The 14,931-nt window shown below is 65.7% G+C and carries 12 protein-coding genes; 8 read left to right on the top strand and 4 right to left on the bottom strand.

The features are described 5' to 3' along the window. On the bottom strand, positions 1-698 hold a 698-nt coding region (locus HPY83_15430; GenBank protein NPV09337.1), incomplete at its 3' end, for a glycosidase. A gap of 374 nt (positions 699-1,072) precedes the next feature. Here HPY83_15430 and HPY83_15425 point away from each other — a divergent pair. Beyond that, positions 1,073-1,999, top strand: a complete 927-nt coding sequence (locus tag HPY83_15425; protein NPV09336.1) for a DMT family transporter — start codon at positions 1,073-1,075, stop codon at positions 1,997-1,999. Positions 2,000-2,057: 58 nt separating this feature from the next. On the opposite strand, the gene HPY83_15420 is transcribed toward HPY83_15425, so the two are convergent. Then, positions 2,058-2,951 carry a sugar phosphate isomerase/epimerase gene (locus HPY83_15420; protein NPV09335.1) on the bottom strand — a complete coding sequence of 298 codons (894 nt, stop codon included), beginning with the start codon at positions 2,949-2,951 and terminating at the stop codon, positions 2,058-2,060. 248 nt (positions 2,952-3,199) lie between these two features. Further along, positions 3,200-4,057, bottom strand: coding sequence for an ATP phosphoribosyltransferase (locus HPY83_15415; GenBank protein NPV09334.1), 858 nt, complete (start codon positions 4,055-4,057; stop codon positions 3,200-3,202). A 104-nt stretch (positions 4,058-4,161) separates the two neighbouring features. Between HPY83_15415 and HPY83_15410 the strand changes: the two genes are divergently transcribed. The 5 genes from HPY83_15410 to sppA are packed head-to-tail and all read left to right on the top strand — an operon-like array spanning position 4,162 to position 8,936. Then, complete coding sequence (locus HPY83_15410) at positions 4,162-4,947, top strand: type III pantothenate kinase (protein NPV09333.1); 786 nt, start codon at positions 4,162-4,164, stop codon at positions 4,945-4,947. 3 nt (positions 4,948-4,950) lie between these two features. Next, on the top strand, positions 4,951-6,165 hold the full coding sequence (coaBC, locus tag HPY83_15405) for a bifunctional phosphopantothenoylcysteine decarboxylase/phosphopantothenate--cysteine ligase CoaBC (GenBank protein ID NPV09332.1): 1,215 nt from the start codon (positions 4,951-4,953) through the stop codon (positions 6,163-6,165). Positions 6,166-6,168: 3 nt separating this feature from the next. Beyond that, a complete protein-coding gene (locus tag HPY83_15400) occupies positions 6,169-7,146 on the top strand; it encodes a P1 family peptidase (GenBank protein NPV09331.1) in 978 nt (325 codons plus the stop codon). Then, positions 7,143-8,018: a DMT family transporter gene (locus tag HPY83_15395; protein ID NPV09330.1), complete on the top strand. Its 876-nt coding sequence runs from the start codon at positions 7,143-7,145 to the stop codon at positions 8,016-8,018. Before HPY83_15400 ends, HPY83_15395 begins: the two co-directional genes overlap by 4 nt. Before the next feature lie 15 nt (positions 8,019-8,033). After that, on the top strand, positions 8,034-8,936 hold the full coding sequence (gene sppA, locus HPY83_15390; GenBank protein ID NPV09329.1) for a signal peptide peptidase SppA: 903 nt from the start codon (positions 8,034-8,036) through the stop codon (positions 8,934-8,936). On the opposite strand, the gene mutS is transcribed toward sppA, so the two are convergent. Then, entirely contained in the window at positions 8,933-11,557 is a 2,625-nt protein-coding gene (gene mutS, locus HPY83_15385; protein ID NPV09328.1) for a DNA mismatch repair protein MutS, read from the bottom strand. The genes sppA and mutS overlap by 4 nt on opposite strands. 167 nt (positions 11,558-11,724) lie before the next feature. On the opposite strand from mutS, the gene HPY83_15380 reads away from it, so the two are divergent. Both HPY83_15380 and HPY83_15375 read left to right on the top strand, forming a co-directional pair. After that, positions 11,725-13,818, top strand: coding sequence for an acetate--CoA ligase (locus HPY83_15380; protein NPV09327.1), 2,094 nt, complete (start codon positions 11,725-11,727; stop codon positions 13,816-13,818). Positions 13,819-13,852: 34 nt separating this feature from the next. Further along, a complete protein-coding gene (locus HPY83_15375) occupies positions 13,853-14,920 on the top strand; it encodes a phosphotransacetylase family protein (GenBank protein ID NPV09326.1) in 1,068 nt (355 codons plus the stop codon). Positions 14,921-14,931: the final 11 nt, after the last annotated feature.

The raw sequence follows: 14,931 nt of genomic DNA, 5'->3' as shown, positions 1-14,931 counted from the left end.
AGATCCAGCACCGCAATACCCAGCCTGTAAACCCGGCGCTCATCCACCCCGTGGTAGATCAGCACCCACCCCTGCTCGGTGTAGATGGGGGCGCCGGCGGCGCCTATCCGCCAGGCGTCCCACTTGCCGGGGCGGGTACGGATGATGATCTGATGGTCCTCCCAGTGCAGGAGGTCGTCGGAGTAGGCCAGCCATATGTGAGGAGGCCGCCGGTGGAGCATGGCGTACCGGCCCCGGATCTTCTGCGGGAACAGGACGTGGTCCTTGTTGTTCTCGTCCGGCAAGACTATGCCCAGGCGTTCCCAGGAGATGAGGTTGCGTGAACGGGCCAGAGCGGCACGGGTTCCATGTCTGGAGTACCCCGTGTAGGCGAGGTAGAACGCTCCCTCCAGATAAGTGACGCGTGGGTCTTCGACACCCCGCTCCTCGAACGGCTCCTTGGGCGATAGCACGGGAGCGTCCAACCGCATCCAGCTCAGGCCATCCTCGCTGACGGCATAGCCAATGCTGGATATCAGGCTGGGATCAACGGCACGGTACAGCATGTGGTAGAGGCCACACGACCGGACCACCGCCGAGTTCAGCACAGCACGGGCCTCCCAGCGGTGCTGCGGGTTAGGCTCCAGAACCGGGTTACCTGAGTACCGAGTGAGCTCCACGAACTTGGGCGTCACTGCCTCGTCTCCTGGGATCAGCATGCGTTGCTGCCGCTGTGCAGGTTGACTCCTACCTCTCCTAGTCCGAATGCGCACAAGCGGGGCGTTAAAGCTGCATTAATTCTAGCGGCATGAGGGCACAAAGAGCAACCTCAGCTTGCCTCTCTTTGAGCCTCGCCTACAATCTTCCTTCGAGCGGGAGCCGAGGGCAGGACGGCGGGCCCGGGCCTCTACACTCTATATCGGCCCACGTCGCCAGGAGTTGAGGCAGCGGGCCAGGCTTCGGAGGAAGGGCACACGCCAGCTTCGGCGCTTGGTCGGCGGCACTGCTCCGCGCTATCATGAGCGACTGGGCGTGCGGAGGCCGTCGGGCGAGCGGCCCGCCGCTACTCCGAACCGAATCAGGTGGTGTGGCTGTGGCTGCCCTCATCGGGACCATCATCGCGTTCGTCACTTTCGGCGTTGTCCTCAAGTTGTTGGCGGTCCATCACCAGCCCCCCACTCCGGTGGCCTTTGTCAACTACGCCTTCGCGGCTGCGGTCACAGGCACGCTGGCTTTGCTTTCCCCGGAGTCGGCCGGCGGGCCGCCGGTGTGGGTTCTCGGCGGGGTGGCCGGGGCGGCTTTCGTGTCTGGCTTCTTCCTCAACCACCGGGCCGTCCAGCAGGTCGGGCTCTCCGTGGCCCAGCCCATCGCCAGCCTGGCCGTGGCTTTGCCCATCCTGGCCTCGGTAGTCCTCTGGAACGAGCGACCTACTCCAGCCCAAGTCGCCGCAGTCTTGGTGGTCTGCCCGGCGTTGGTGCTGCTGGGGTCGGCCAACCCCGGTTCCCAGCCTCCGCCAGCGGCATCGCAGAGCCGATTGCAGCCAGGCGACCGCACCGGTCCTGGCCCCGCGGGCGACACACCGCTCCCCGGAGCCGTAGGCGGCGGGCGAAGGACCTGGGGCACGCTTGTGGCCCTGTTTCTGGTGCAGGGTGCGGTCATGCTGGCACCGAAAGCACTGGAAGAGTTGGGCTATGGCGGTTACCGCTGGGGATACCTCGGCGTGCTCTTCACGGTGGCCGCAGCGGGCGCCGGACTCCGTTGGTCTAGGACCAGAGAGGAACTGACGCCCAGGCTCGCCTGGCTGGGCGTCGTCTTTGGCACCGCCAATGTGGCGGCGACCGTGCTTCTCCTCGCCGCTTTGGGCTCTCTGCCGGGCATCGTAGTCTATCCGGCCACCAGTGTGGGCTCGATGGTGCTCGCAGGCGTAGTCGGCATCACCGTGTGGTCTGAGCGTCCGGGAAGGCGAGCCCTCGCTGGGATGGCCCTGGCGGTGCCATCGGTCTTCCTGCTTAGCGCCTGAGAAGGAGGCCGACCCGGGCGGCGTCCGGGCGGGATGAGCCCGGGTCGACGCGATGTGGTCAGGCGCCGATGAGCCGCTTGATCTCCTGCAGGCTCTTGCTGGCGCAGGCGTCGAGGCTCTCGATGCTTCCACCGCCGCGTATGGGCCAGCACATCTCGTAAGCGACGTAGCCATCGAAACCGCCTTCCTTCAGCCCGCGGAAGAAGGCGTCGTAGTCTATGAAGCCGTCGCCCATGGGCACCATCAGGAGGGCGTCGGGAAGCCAGCGTTCGTAGTTGGTGACGTTGCCCACCAGGTGCCAGCGCGGGTGCTTGACGTAGTCGGCCACGGTGGTCTGCACCATTCTGGGAGCCAGCTTCCTGGCCCAGTAGTACAGGTCGCTGTCGTGCAGGGCGATGCTCCAGGCGTCGAACATGGCCTTGCAGTTTTCGTGCCCCACGGCATCGAGGAAGTCCTCATAGGACTCGGCGCTTACGCCGATGTCGTGATGGTTCTGCACTCCGAGGACGATGCCGTGCTGAGCGACGATGCCAGCCGCTTCCCGCACTGCGTCCACGCACGTGTTCCACTGGGCGGTGTAGGTGAGCTGGTCGGTGAAGTAGCCGGTGAACACCCGCATGATCTTGGCGCCCAGGATCTCGCCCAGCTCGGCCAGGCGCCTAAGGTAGGCCAGCTGGACCTCGACGAAGGGGACCTCCCGGCTCTCCAGGCCACCGGTGAAGTTGGTATAGGCTGCGACAGTGGCAACCTCCAGGCCCAGGTCGTCTGCCTGGCGCCGCAAGTCTCTTGCCTCTTCGATGCCGACATCCACCACCGATAGATGGGGACGCTTGCCCATGATCTCCACGGCGGGGTAGCCAAGCTGCTTAGCTTTCCGCAGCACCTCGGGCAGGCTCAGTCGCGCCTGACCCCAATAGCCGCCGTAGCTCACAGTGAACAGGGCTGGTTTCATGCTTTCACCTCCGCTTCCTCTTGCCACACGACAGCGCGGCCTTCACCCGAGCCCCGCGCTGTGCCCAGTCCGCCCCGGGACGCGGTGCGAGGGGTGTCTGGCCGCCTAATCGCGCGCCATTCTAGGCGCTGCTCCGCAACCTGTCTAGCGATGAGGGGCGCGATGCCGCCGAGGCGGCTTGGCGCGGGGGCGGCCGAGCTCGGTGGTGGGGAGGCCCCAGACAACGAGAGGCACCTCGCGGCTGAAGGCTACTCCACGATCTTGACTATGGGGATCTCCAATATGTCTTCGGCGCCGAGGCGTTTGAGCTGGGGAATGAGCCGGTTGATGCAGCCCTTCTCCACCACCGTCTCCACTGCATAGTAGCCGTTGCCGAATAGCTGGGATACGGTAGGGGCCTTCATAGCCGGCAGTATCGAGATGACGCCTTCCAGGTCCTTCTGGCTGACATTGAGCTTGACCAGGACACGGCCGCGGGCGGCCAGGGCCCCCTCGATGAGGGTGCGGATGTCCTCTGCCGCGGCTCGCCTCGCCTCATCCTGGTACGACTGAGGGTTCATAATGAGCCTGGAGCTGCTGGTCAGAAGGGTGTCTACTATCTTCATGCGGTTCTGTCGCAAGGTGGAGCCGGTTTCCGTAAGCTCCACCACGGCGTCGGCGATGTCGGGCACCTTAGCCTCGGTAGCGCCGTAGGACAGGTAGATCTCCACGGGGATGCCGAGCTGCTCGAAGAAGCGCCTGGTGATCACCGGATACTCAGTGGAGATGCGGCTGCCCGGCGGAAGGTCGCGGGCGCTCTCCACGGCCGAGGAGTCGGCCACGGCCAGCACCAGCTTCACCGGCCGCCCGAGGTCGAGTAGCTCCACCACCTCGCTCTCGGTCTCGCGGATCCAATCCAACCCGGTGACCCCAATGTCGAAGTACCCCTTGGCCACATAGGTGGGGATCTCCTGGGGCCGGAGGATGCGGACCTCCCCGATGCGGGGGTCATCAATGGTGCCTCGATACTCGCGATCGCTGTCGCGCTGGACGGTGAGATCCGCTTGCTGGAACAACGCCAGGATGCTCTGCTCGAGACTCCCTTTGGGCAACACCACACTGAGCACGCGCCTGTCCTCCTCATCGGCATAAAGACACATTTAACCACGCTTGCGTTGCCCCCCGCAAGCACTAGAATGCGAGGCGAGACTGAACGCGAGGGTACAGACCGATGCCTCTGGCGGGCACGCTGTGTGTGGACGTAGGCAACACTAACACGGTGTTCGGCGTGATAGATAACGACGGCCGCGTGCGGGAGCAGTGGCGCATAGCGACCGAGTCGTCTCGCATGCCGGATGAGTACGCGGTAACCATCCTGACGCTGCTTCACCACGCCGGCGTGGAGGCCGAGGACATCGAGGGTATGGCGATCAGCAGCGTCGTCCCGTCCCTGACCACGGACTTCGTCCGGCTGGGGCGCCGGTATCTCAAGACGGAGGCTCTGGTGGTGGGCCCAGGCATCGACACCGGGTTACGGGTGTTGTACGACGACCCTAGACAGGTGGGTGCCGACCGGATCGTGAACTGCGTGTCGGTCAAGGAGCGATTCGGTGGGCCGGCGTGCGTGGTGGACTTTGGTACCGCTACCACCTTCGACGCCCTCGATCGGGAGGGGAACTACCTGGGTGGGGCGATCGCCCCGGGGATAGTGATCGCGGCCGAGGCCCTGTTCGCCCGGGCGGCTAGGCTGGTGAAGGTTGATATCAGGCGCCCTCCGGCGGCGGTGGGCCGCAACACCGAGCATAGCATCCAGGCGGGGCTGCTTTTCGGGTATGTCTCGCTGGTGGAGGGCCTGGTGGCCCGTTTCCGGCAGGAACTGGGCGAGGACATGAAGGTCATCGGCACTGGTGGTCTGGCGGACGTGGTAGCGGCGGAGACCGATGTCTTCGATGTGGTGGATCCCACTCTCACTCTGGATGGCCTCTACCGCATCTACCGGCGGAACCGAGGGAGGTAGTGGTTGTTCGCGGGTAGGAATGTAGTGCTGTGTGTCACCGGCGGGATCGCCGCCTACAAAGCGGCTGATCTGGCTCGCCGCTTCTATAAGGCAGGGGCCCGCGTGGATGTGGTGATGACCCAGGCGGCAGCAGAGTTCATCACCCCGCTCACCTTCCAAGGGCTGGTGCACACGCCAGTGGCTCTGGACATGTTTCAGTTACTCACCGATATGGAGATAGGGCACGTGTCCCTGGCTAGGCGGGCAGATGTGGTGGTGGTGGCTCCGGCTACGGCGAACACCATCGCCAAGCTGGCATGGGGCTTCGCCGACAACATGGTCACCGCTACAGTGCTGGCTGCGGCCTGCCCAGTGGTGGTGGCTCCGGCCATGAACGACGGCATGTGGGCCAACTTAGCCACCCAGGAGAATGTGGAGAAGCTCAGAGCGCGCGGCTTCATCATCGTGCCCCCCGAAGTTGGCCTTCTGGCAGAAGGCTCCATTGGGCGGGGCCGGCTGGCCGAGCCCGAGACCATCGTCGGAGCGACCCGGCTGGCTCTGGCTCAGGGCGGTCCTCTCAGGGGACGGCGGGTCCTAGTGACTGCGGGCAGCACGCGCGAGCCGCTGGACCCGGTGCGCTTCATCAGCAACCGATCCTCGGGCAAGATGGGCTATGCCATAGCTCAAGCCGCGCTGGATCTGGGGGCAGACGTGACTCTGATCTCCGGACCGACGCACCTGACGGCTCCCTATGGGGCACAGGTGGTCCACGTGACCACGGTAGCTGACATGCGCCAGGCGCTGGCGCAGCACGTGGCAAGCAGCGATGTGTTGGTCATGGCGGCGGCGCCGGTGGACTACCGAGCGGAGGCGCCGAAGGACCGGAAGGTGAAGAAGGAGGAGACAGGAGAGATCTGGTCGGTGCCCCTGAGGCGCAACCCGGACCTGGTGGCGGAGGTAGGCCGTTCCCGGCCGGCAGGATTGCGGGTGCTGGTGGGATTTGCTGCCGAGACGGAAGATCTGTTGGCAAACGCCGAGGCCAAACTTCGGTCCAAGGGACTGGATCTCATCGCGGCCAATGACGTTTCTGCGCCTGACGCCGGTTTCGAGGTGGACACCAACCGGGTGACGCTCCTGGGGGCGGATGGTAGCCGCGAGGACCTGCCGCTGATGTCCAAGGAGGATGTGGCCCGGCGGATCATGGAAAAAGTGGTGGCGATGCTGGGTCAGAAGGACTGAGGCGTGGTACCGTCGGGCAAGCTAACAGACATCGAGGGCCTGCTAGTCGGCCACTGGACCGATGCCCAGGCCCTCACTGGGTGCACGGTGGTGCTGACCGAGGAGCCGTTTGTGGCCTCTGGCGAGGTGCGCGGCGGGGCGCCAGGCACCCGTGAGACGGACCTCCTGCTTCCCGGCCGGTTGGTGGAACGGGTGGATGCGATCGTGCTATCGGGCGGGAGTGCTTTCGGCCTGGGAGCAGCGGACGGAGTGATGCGTTGTCTGAGGGAGCGCGGCCGGGGGTTCCCGACGAGCGTAATGCCCGTTCCCATCGTCCCGGCTGCCATCATATTTGACCTGGCGCTGGGTAGGCCGGAGTGGCCCAGGCCAGAGGCCGGGTACAACGCCGCCTCGTTGGCAGCGGTGGAATTCGAGTGCGGCTGTGTGGGCGCGGGGACTGGGGCCAGCGTGGGGAAGTTCCTGGGCCTAGATCGGGCGACGAAGTCTGGTGTGGGGACCGCCTGCCTAGAAGGCCCACGGGGATTGCGGGTCGGAGCCCTGGCGGTGGTGAACGCTCTGGGGAGCGTGGTTGACCCAGAAAGCGGCCAGGTAGTGGCGGGAGCGCGGGGCGCCAATGGCAGCTTTGTCCCATTTCGCGAGACCAACACGCCCTACCTCTTCGGGCGTCCGCAAGCAGCCGGGCCAGAGAACACGGTGGTGGCTGTGGTGGCCACCAATGCCCGGCTCGATCGGTCCGGCGCCTGGCGCATGGCTCAGGTGGCCCACGACGGTATTGGGCTCGCCGTGCGTCCGGCCCACACTATCCACGACGGCGACACGGTCTTCTGCCTGGCCACGGGGGAGGTGACAGCGGACATCACCGCGGTGCAGGCAATGGCTGTCCAAGCACTGGCGGCTGCCATCATCCACGGCGTCCTGGCCGCCACCGGAGCCGGCGGCCTGCCCGCTGCTCGAGACTTGGCCCGAGCTCATGGCGGGTGAGCGGCGAAGCGGCAGCCATAGGCTGCGCCTTCTTCTGGGCACTATCCAGCGCCATGCTCCGAGGGCTGACGACCGAGATGCCCAGTCTGGCCCTCAATGCCCTGCGGTCCCTGGTGGGCACTCTGGTCTACGCTGTCGTCGTCCTGGCGACGGGCAGGATAGCCAACTTCGGCGATTTCGGGGCGGACAACCTCTTCTTCCTCGGTATCAACCTGGGCATCGGCATTCTGCTGGGAGACACTGCCTACTACTCCAGCATGCGGCTGATCGGGCTCTCACGAGCCCTCACCATCGCTTCCACCTACCCGCTGCTTACGGCCATACTGGCGGGGCTGTTCCTGCGTGAGAGGTTTGGGACGGCAACCTGGGTGGGGTTCGTGCTGTGCGTGACCGGAGTGGTTCTGGTAGCGCGCTCCGGGCTCGCCCCCACTGGCTCAGGTGGCCACCAGCTCCCGGCTCGCGGCCTGACTCTGGCAATCGCCGCCGCTGTCCTCTGGGCTGTGGGCACGGTGGCTCTGCGGCGGGCGGCTGGCGGCATGGATCCCTTCCTGGTGAACTTCCTGCGGCTGGGCGGGGTCACCCTCGCGGCCGGCACATGGGCTCACGCTCGCGGCGAGCTGAGAGGAGTGCGACGTCTCCCCCTGAACCGGGCGGCGCTGCTGGTAGCCGGGGCGGTGATTGGATCCGTCTTCGGAGCCATACTTTACATAACGGCAGTACAGACCGCTGGAGCTTCCAAGGCAGCTGTCCTGGCCTCGATCGCGCCGCTGTTCAGTGTCCCGATGTCTATGCTGGCAGGAGAGCGAGTGAATCGGAAGCTGATTGCGGGAATGGTGACCGCGGTGGCGGGAATCGCGATAGTGCTGCGCTGACCGGAGGTGATAGCTGTGAAGCGGAGACTGGGACTGATGTTGGCGGCACTTGTGGTGCCGCTGCTCCTGGCGTGCGGTGTGGTGAGCACGACCCCGCGCCTGGCTGGCTTGGTGGGCGGCGGCAAGGTGGGGATCGTTCGCGTAGAGGGCAGCATCGTATCCGGCGCGGGCGGGGGTTGGGCCGCGGGGGCTCAGGCCGCCGATCGTCGGGTGATCGCCGACCTGGAGAAGGCTGACGCCGACGGCCAGATAGCGGCCGTCGTGCTCTACGTCAACAGCCCGGGCGGCGGGGTGGTGGCTTCAGACGAGATATACCGAGCCGTGACCCGAATGAAGAAGCCGGTCGTGGCCTATGCGGGCGAGATGGCGGCCTCGGGCGGTTACTACGTAGCCTGTGGAGCCGACTTGATCGTGGCCCATCCTGCCTCCATCACGGGGAGCATAGGGGTGATCAGTCGGGTGGTGCTGCTGCAGGACTTGATGGACAAGCTGGGAGTGGAGTTTCAGACCGTCAAGAGCGGGGACGTCAAGGATATGGGCGATCCTTCGCGGCCGCTCACGGAAGAGGAGCGAGCCCTGCTGCAGGCCATCGTGGATGAGACGTACCAGTCCTTTGTGGACGTGGTGGTAGAGAGCAGAGGCATCCCGCGGGAGGAGGTCTTGGCGGTTGCGGACGGCCGCCTGCTGAGTGGGGCACAGGCGCTTCGCCTGGGCCTCGTGGACCAGCTTGGCGGGATGCATGAAGCGGTGCAGGCGGCTGCCGAGCTGGCGGGCATCCGCGGCGAGCCCCAAGTAGTGGAGATAGGGCGACCACCGACGGTGCTGGAGCTGTTCCTGTCGGCCGTCTGGCAAGGCAACCCACTACAGGCGCTCGACCTCGGCCAGGGCGCCGGCCTGGAATACCGATACGAGCCCTAGCGTCGCTTCTGTCCGGCCTGGGAGGTGGTGGCGCGGGCCTGCTTGCGCAGTATGTCGAGGTGATTCAGGGCCTCGATGGGGGTCATGGCCTCTACGGGCAACTGGGCCAGCTCCCTCACTAGGGAGTCTGCCGCCGATGAGAACAGCCCTAGCTGGCGGGCGCTGGGGGTGAGGAGCGGCGGCGCAGTCGGTTGCTGCGTCTGAGCCTCGAGAACGCCCAGCACCTCGGCGGCGCGCTCGAGCACGGGCATGGGGACTCCCGCCAGGCGAGCCACGTGGATGCCGTACGACCGGTCGGCGCCGCCGCGCACGATTCGGTGCAGGAACACCACCCGGTCACTCTCTTCCGCCACGGCTACGTTGTAGTTGCGAACCCGGGGGAGGTACTGTTCCAGATCGGTGAGCTCGTGGTAGTGGGTGGCGAACAGGGTCCTGCATCCCAGCCCGGGCGAGTTGTGCAGATGCTCGACCACCGCTCGGGCGATGGCCATCCCGTCGTAGGTGCTGGTGCCCCGGCCTACCTCATCCAGAATCACTAGGCTGCGGGGGGTGGCCTGTCGCAGGATGCTGGCCACCTCTATCATCTCCACCATGAAGGTGCTCTGTCCGGCCGCCAGCTCGTCCTGAGCGCCAATGCGGGTGAAGATACGGTCCACCAGCCCGATGCGTGCCTCAGCGGCCGGAACGAAGCTTCCTGCCTGGGCCATAAGGACGATCAGGGCCACTTGACGAAGATAGGTGGACTTGCCGGCCATGTTGGGGCCGGTAAGGATCAGGATGGCTTCCTCGCTGTTGCTGAGTTCGGTGTCATTGGGGACGAAACTACGGCGGTGGAAGGTGAGTGACCGCTCCACTACCGGATGTCTGCCCTCCCGGATCTCGATCCGATCCGAGTTGTTCACTTCTGGCCGGCAGTAGCCGTAGACGCGAGCCACCTCGGCCAGAGTGGTGAGCACGTCGAGCACGGCCAGTGCCCTGGAGGTGGCCAGCAGCCGAGCGGCGTGCGCCGCCAACCGCCGGGCTAGGTCGTCCCAGAGCTCGCGTTCCAAGGCCAGACGGCGCTCCTGAGCACCGTAGACGTCTGCCTCCAGCGTCTTCAGTTCCTCGGTGAAGTACCGCTCCGCACTCACCAGGGTCTGCTTGCGGACGTAATCTGGAGGGACGCGCGCGGCCTGAGCTCGGGGCACTTCGAGGTAGTAGCCGAAGACGTTGTTGTGGCCCACACGAAGAGCCTTCAGCCCGGTTCGCTGGCGCTCCCGTTCCTCCAGCTCGGCCAGGAGGCGTCGTGCGCCAGTGGCTCGCTCCACTATCCGGTCCAGCTCGGCACTGTAACCCGGCCTGATGATGCCTGGGCTGTTGAGCGTCGCAGGGGCGTCCGGGGCGACGGCCGCCTCGATCGCCTCGGCTACGTCGGCGCAGTCGTCTAGCGCTCGGGCCGCCTCGTCGGCCTCGCCCTTCAGCGAGAGGTCTGCCGTGGCGAGGACCCGTATCAACGAGGTTACCCGCCGGCAGGCGGCAGCGATGCTTAGGGCTGAGCGCGGGGTCACGCTCCCCTGAGAAAGCCGCGCTCCCAACCTCTCCAGGTCGGGCACTTGCCGGAGAATCTCCCGAACCCGGGAACGGGCCGTGTCCTGCCCGAAGAAGCAGTCAACTCCGTCAAGCCGACGTTCGATCTCTTCAGCGCGAGCCAGAGGCTGGAGTAGGCGACGGCGCAGAAGCCGTGCCCCCATGGGGGTCGCGGTCTGGTCCAGTACCTTCAGAAGCGAACCCCCTGCCACGCCCGACCGAGCCGTCTCGGTGAGTTCCAGAGTACGCTGGGCGGTCGCATCCAGCTGCAGGTGCTCCGTCCGGGTGACCATCCGGAGGGCAGCCAGGGTGCGGCTCGCCGCCGGTTGAGTCTCGGCTAGGTAGAGGAGGCACAAACCCACAGCCCGAGTGGCCGCGGGGCGGTCTTCCAGGGCGAATGGGACCAGCGTGGTTGCCCCGAAGTGACTGAAGATGAGCTCCACGGCGTGCTCGTGGCTGATGCACCAAGATTCGCGGCGCGTGGCCGGAATGGACATGGACTGAATCACTGCCCAGGAGGGTGAGTCATCCTGGAGGAGTACGCACTCGGCGGGCTGCACTCTAGCCAGGGCGTCGCGCAGGGCCGGCTCGTCGCCCGAAGGCAACTCCTCGACGCAGAACTCGCCCGTACTGATGTCGGCGTAGGCCAGCCCGAGGTGCCCGCCCTCCCGGACCAGGGCGGCCAAGTAGTTGTTGCTCTGGGGGGAGAGCATCCCTTCCTCGGTAATGGTTCCGGGGGTGACCACTCGCACCACCTGTCGCTGCATCAAGGAGCCTTCATCGTCGTCCGGTGACTGCTCGGCGACAGCGACCCTGTAGCCGGCCTGCAAGAGCCTGGCGATGTAGCCTTCGGCCGAGTGGTAAGGAACGCCGGCCAGCGGGACGCGAGTGTCCTTCCCCACCGGCCGGGAAGTGAGGGTGATGCCGCACACTCGGGCGACTACCTCGGCGTCGGCATCGAACGTCTCGTAGAAGTCTCCCAGGCGGAAGAACAGGATGGCGTCGGGGTGCTGGCGCTTGAGGTCGAGGTACTGCCGCCGCATGGGGGTGGTCATGGGGAGATTCTAGGGGGCGGCCTGACAGACCGCAACCGCCTGGAGGAGAGGATTGTGCTCATGGTCACAATCGTCATTTGCGCCGACGGAGGGCGCAATGTATGATGCCGGCGCCCAAGGGGCCGCATGTGGCTGATGCGGCCTAAGTTGCTGTCGGAGACACTAGGATGCTGCAAGCGTTTTTCGAGCCCCGTTCCATCGCGGTCATAGGCGCTTCCCGTGACGAGGGCAAGCTGGGCCACGCGGTGCTGCAGGCGCTGATAGAGTCGGGCTTCCCCGGGCAGGTATTCCCCATTAACCCCAATGCGGACGAGCTTCTGGGCCTGCCGGCCTATCCCTCCGTTCTGGACTGTCCGGGGGAAGTGGACCTGGCTGTGATCCTGATACCCAGCCGCCTCGTGCCCGCGGTCATGCGTCAATGCGGGGAGAAGGGGGTGAAGGGCGTCATAGTGATCACCGCAGGGTTCCGCGAGGTGGGCGCGGAGGGCATGCGGCTGGAGCAGGAACTAGTCGAGGTGGCGCGGTCGTACGGCATACGGATGGTGGGGCCCAATTGCCTCGGGTACCTGGACACCATCACTCCATTCAACGCCTCCTTCGCCCCCCTAATGCCGGACCGCGGCCCGGTTGCCTTCATGTCGCAGTCCGGAGCCATCGCCTCTTCCATTCTGGATCTGGCCAAGCAGCGAGGGCTCGGGTTGTCCCGCTTTGTCAGCCTGGGCAACAAGGCAGACCTCAACGAGACCGACTTCCTCGCCGCCTGGGGCGAGGACGATCAGACCAGCGTCATAATGGCCTACTTGGAGGACATCAAGGACGGTCCGGCGTTCATGGAGACCGCTCGTCGCGTTACCAAGACCAAGCCGGTGATCTCAATCAAGTCTGGGAGCACTACGGCAGGCACGCGGGCGGTTTCCTCCCACACGGGTGCCCTTGCCGGGTCGGAGGCGGCCTACAACGCCGCCTTCCGGCAGGTAGGCGTGATTCGAGCCCATACCATCGAGGACTTGTTCGACTACTCGGAGGCTCTGGCCCGGCAGCCGCTGATCCGCGATGATGGTGTGTGCGTCATCACCAACGCGGGTGGCCCCGGGGTGATGGCGGCGGACGCCGTCGAGCATGCCGGGCTGAGGTTGGCCGGCTTGACACCGGAGACGATGGCCCGGCTGCGGGAGCACCTGCCCGCGGCAGCTAGCGTTCTCAACCCGGTTGACGTCTTGGGCGACGCGCAAGCCGACCGGTACGCCATGGCGCTGCAGGCAGTGCTCGAGGACCCGAACGTGAACGCTGTGGTGGTGATTCTCACTCCGCAGGCAGTCACCGAGGTGGAGGAGACGGCCCGAGCCGTGGCTGAGATCGCCCAGACGGCGGAAACGCCGATATTCGCTTGCTGGATCGGCGGTGAGTTGACGGCCGGTGCGGTGAGCCTGCTGACGGCGCAGGGTGTTCCCGCCTACCCGGAGCCGGAGCGGGCAGTGCGCTCCATCCGGGCCATGCTGGAGCAGCGACGGTGGCTAGAGAGGGCTCCCTTCTGCCCGCCCACGTTTGACATCGAGAGGGCCAGGATACAAAGCGTCTTCGACGTAGCCAGAAGGGACGGTCGCCTGCAGATCGGTGACGCCGAGGCTCGGGAGGTCATGGAAGCCATCGGCCTGCGGGTGCCCCGCTCGGAGTTGGCGCGCGACGCCGATGAGGCAGTGCGGATCGCGGAGGGCATCGGCTACCCCGTCGTGATGAAGATCGCCTCCCCCGACATCCTGCACAAGTCCGACATCGGCGGCGTGAAGGTAGGCATCCAGAGCATCACCGATGTCCGCGATGCCTTTGACCTGATCATGTACCGGGCTCGGCGCCACGCACCGGACGCCGAGATATGGGGTTGTCAGGTACAGCAGATGATCCGGGGTGGCCGCGAGGTCATCCTAGGCATGAACAAGGACCCCCAGTTTGGGCCCCTGATGATGTTCGGGCTGGGAGGCATCTACGTGGAAGCTCTGCGCGATGTGGCTTTCCGGGTAGCCCCCATGGACGAGCTAGAGGCGCGGGAGATGATCGGCGAGATCCGCGCCATCAGGCTCTTGCAGGGGGTTCGCGGAGAGCCGCCCGCTGACGTAGACTCGGTAGTAGATGCGCTGCTACGGCTCTCCTACCTGGTGACCGAGTACCCGGAGATCGTCGAGCTGGACATCAACCCTCTGGTCGTGTATGAGGCGGGTAGGGGTGCCGTTGGGCTGGACATGCGTCTGGTCCTGGCAGGCTGATCGCTGGAGGTGAGTTCCCGTCGGGGAGGCCGAGATGACGAGCCTGTACATCGGTTCCACTGAGCCCTTCTGCGGCAAGAGCGCGCTGGCCCTAGGGATCGGGCTGAGTGCCAAGGAGCGCGGCTGGGGAATTGGCTATATGAAGCCGGTGAGCCTGGTGTTGGAGGGGTCGAGGTCGGCGTCTGTAGATCAAGATGCCAGCTTCGCCAGCCAGGTCTTCGACCTGCAAGAGAGCCTCACACTCATTGCCCCGGTCACCCTATCTCGCGCCGACATCGACCGCATCCTGGAGGATCAGGCAGAGACGGACTACCAGCACCTTCTGGTGGACGCCTATCACCGCTTCGGCCCGGGCAAGCAGCTCGTGCTGGCAGAGGGCGGGGCCAGCCTGCGGGAAGGGCACACCATCGGGCTGCCAGCTCCGGTGGTTGTAGAGCTTCTGAACGCTCGGGCGGTGATAGTGGTGCCCCACGGGGAGGGTCTGATCACAGACGACGCGCTTGCGGCCCGGGCTGCCTTGCGGGACCGGCTGCTGGGTGTTCTCATCAACCGAGTGCCCCGCTATCGGATGCGCTTCGTGGAAGAGGTAGTCCGCCCCTTCCTGGAGAAACAGGGGATCAAGGTATATGGCGTGCTGCCTGAGGAGCGTGTGCTGCAGGCTGTGAGCGTGCGGGAGATCGCTGAGCGGCTCGATGGCGAAATCCTGTGTGCGGAGGAAGCCGCCGACGAGTTGGTAGAGAACCTAATGGTGGGAGCCATGAGCGTGGACAGCGCCCTCAGCTACTTCCGCCGCTTGCCCAACAAGGCGGTGATCACCGGCGGTGACCGGCCCGATGTGCAGCTGGCGGCCTTGGAGACTTCCACCAAGGCAGTGATCCTCACGGGCAACCTGCACCCGAGTCCCATCATTGTCAGCCGGGCCGCCGAGGTGGGGGTCCCCATGATTCTAGTGAAGACGGACACGCTCAGCACGGTCGAGGCCATCAGCAGCTTCTTCGGGCGCACGCGTCTGCATCAGCCGCGCAAGCTAGATCGGTTCCGGGAGCTCATGGCCGAGCGGGTGGACGTGGACGGGCTCTTCGCTGACCTGGGACTGAGATGACGCCAATCAGG

The sequence above is a fragment of the Anaerolineae bacterium genome (genome assembly GCA_013178015.1).
In the GTDB taxonomy this organism is placed as follows: Bacteria; Chloroflexota; Anaerolineae; order DRVO01; family DRVO01; genus Ch71.
Note: the sequence above shows the minus strand (reverse complement) of the source record. Positions and strands in the feature narration are given on the sequence as shown.

Excerpts from the sequence above, each read along its gene's own strand:
- HPY83_15420 (NPV09335.1), bottom strand. The coding sequence starts at position 2,951 with ATGAAACCAGCCCTGTTCACTGTGAGCTACGGCGGCTATTGGGGTCAG.
- HPY83_15410 (NPV09333.1), top strand. The coding sequence starts at position 4,162 with ATGCCTCTGGCGGGCACGCTGTGTGTGGACGTAGGCAACACTAACACG.
- mutS (NPV09328.1), bottom strand. The coding sequence starts at position 11,557 with ATGACCACCCCCATGCGGCGGCAGTACCTCGACCTCAAGCGCCAGCAC.
- HPY83_15380 (NPV09327.1), top strand. The coding sequence starts at position 11,725 with ATGCTGCAAGCGTTTTTCGAGCCCCGTTCCATCGCGGTCATAGGCGCT.
- HPY83_15375 (NPV09326.1), top strand. The coding sequence starts at position 13,853 with ATGACGAGCCTGTACATCGGTTCCACTGAGCCCTTCTGCGGCAAGAGC.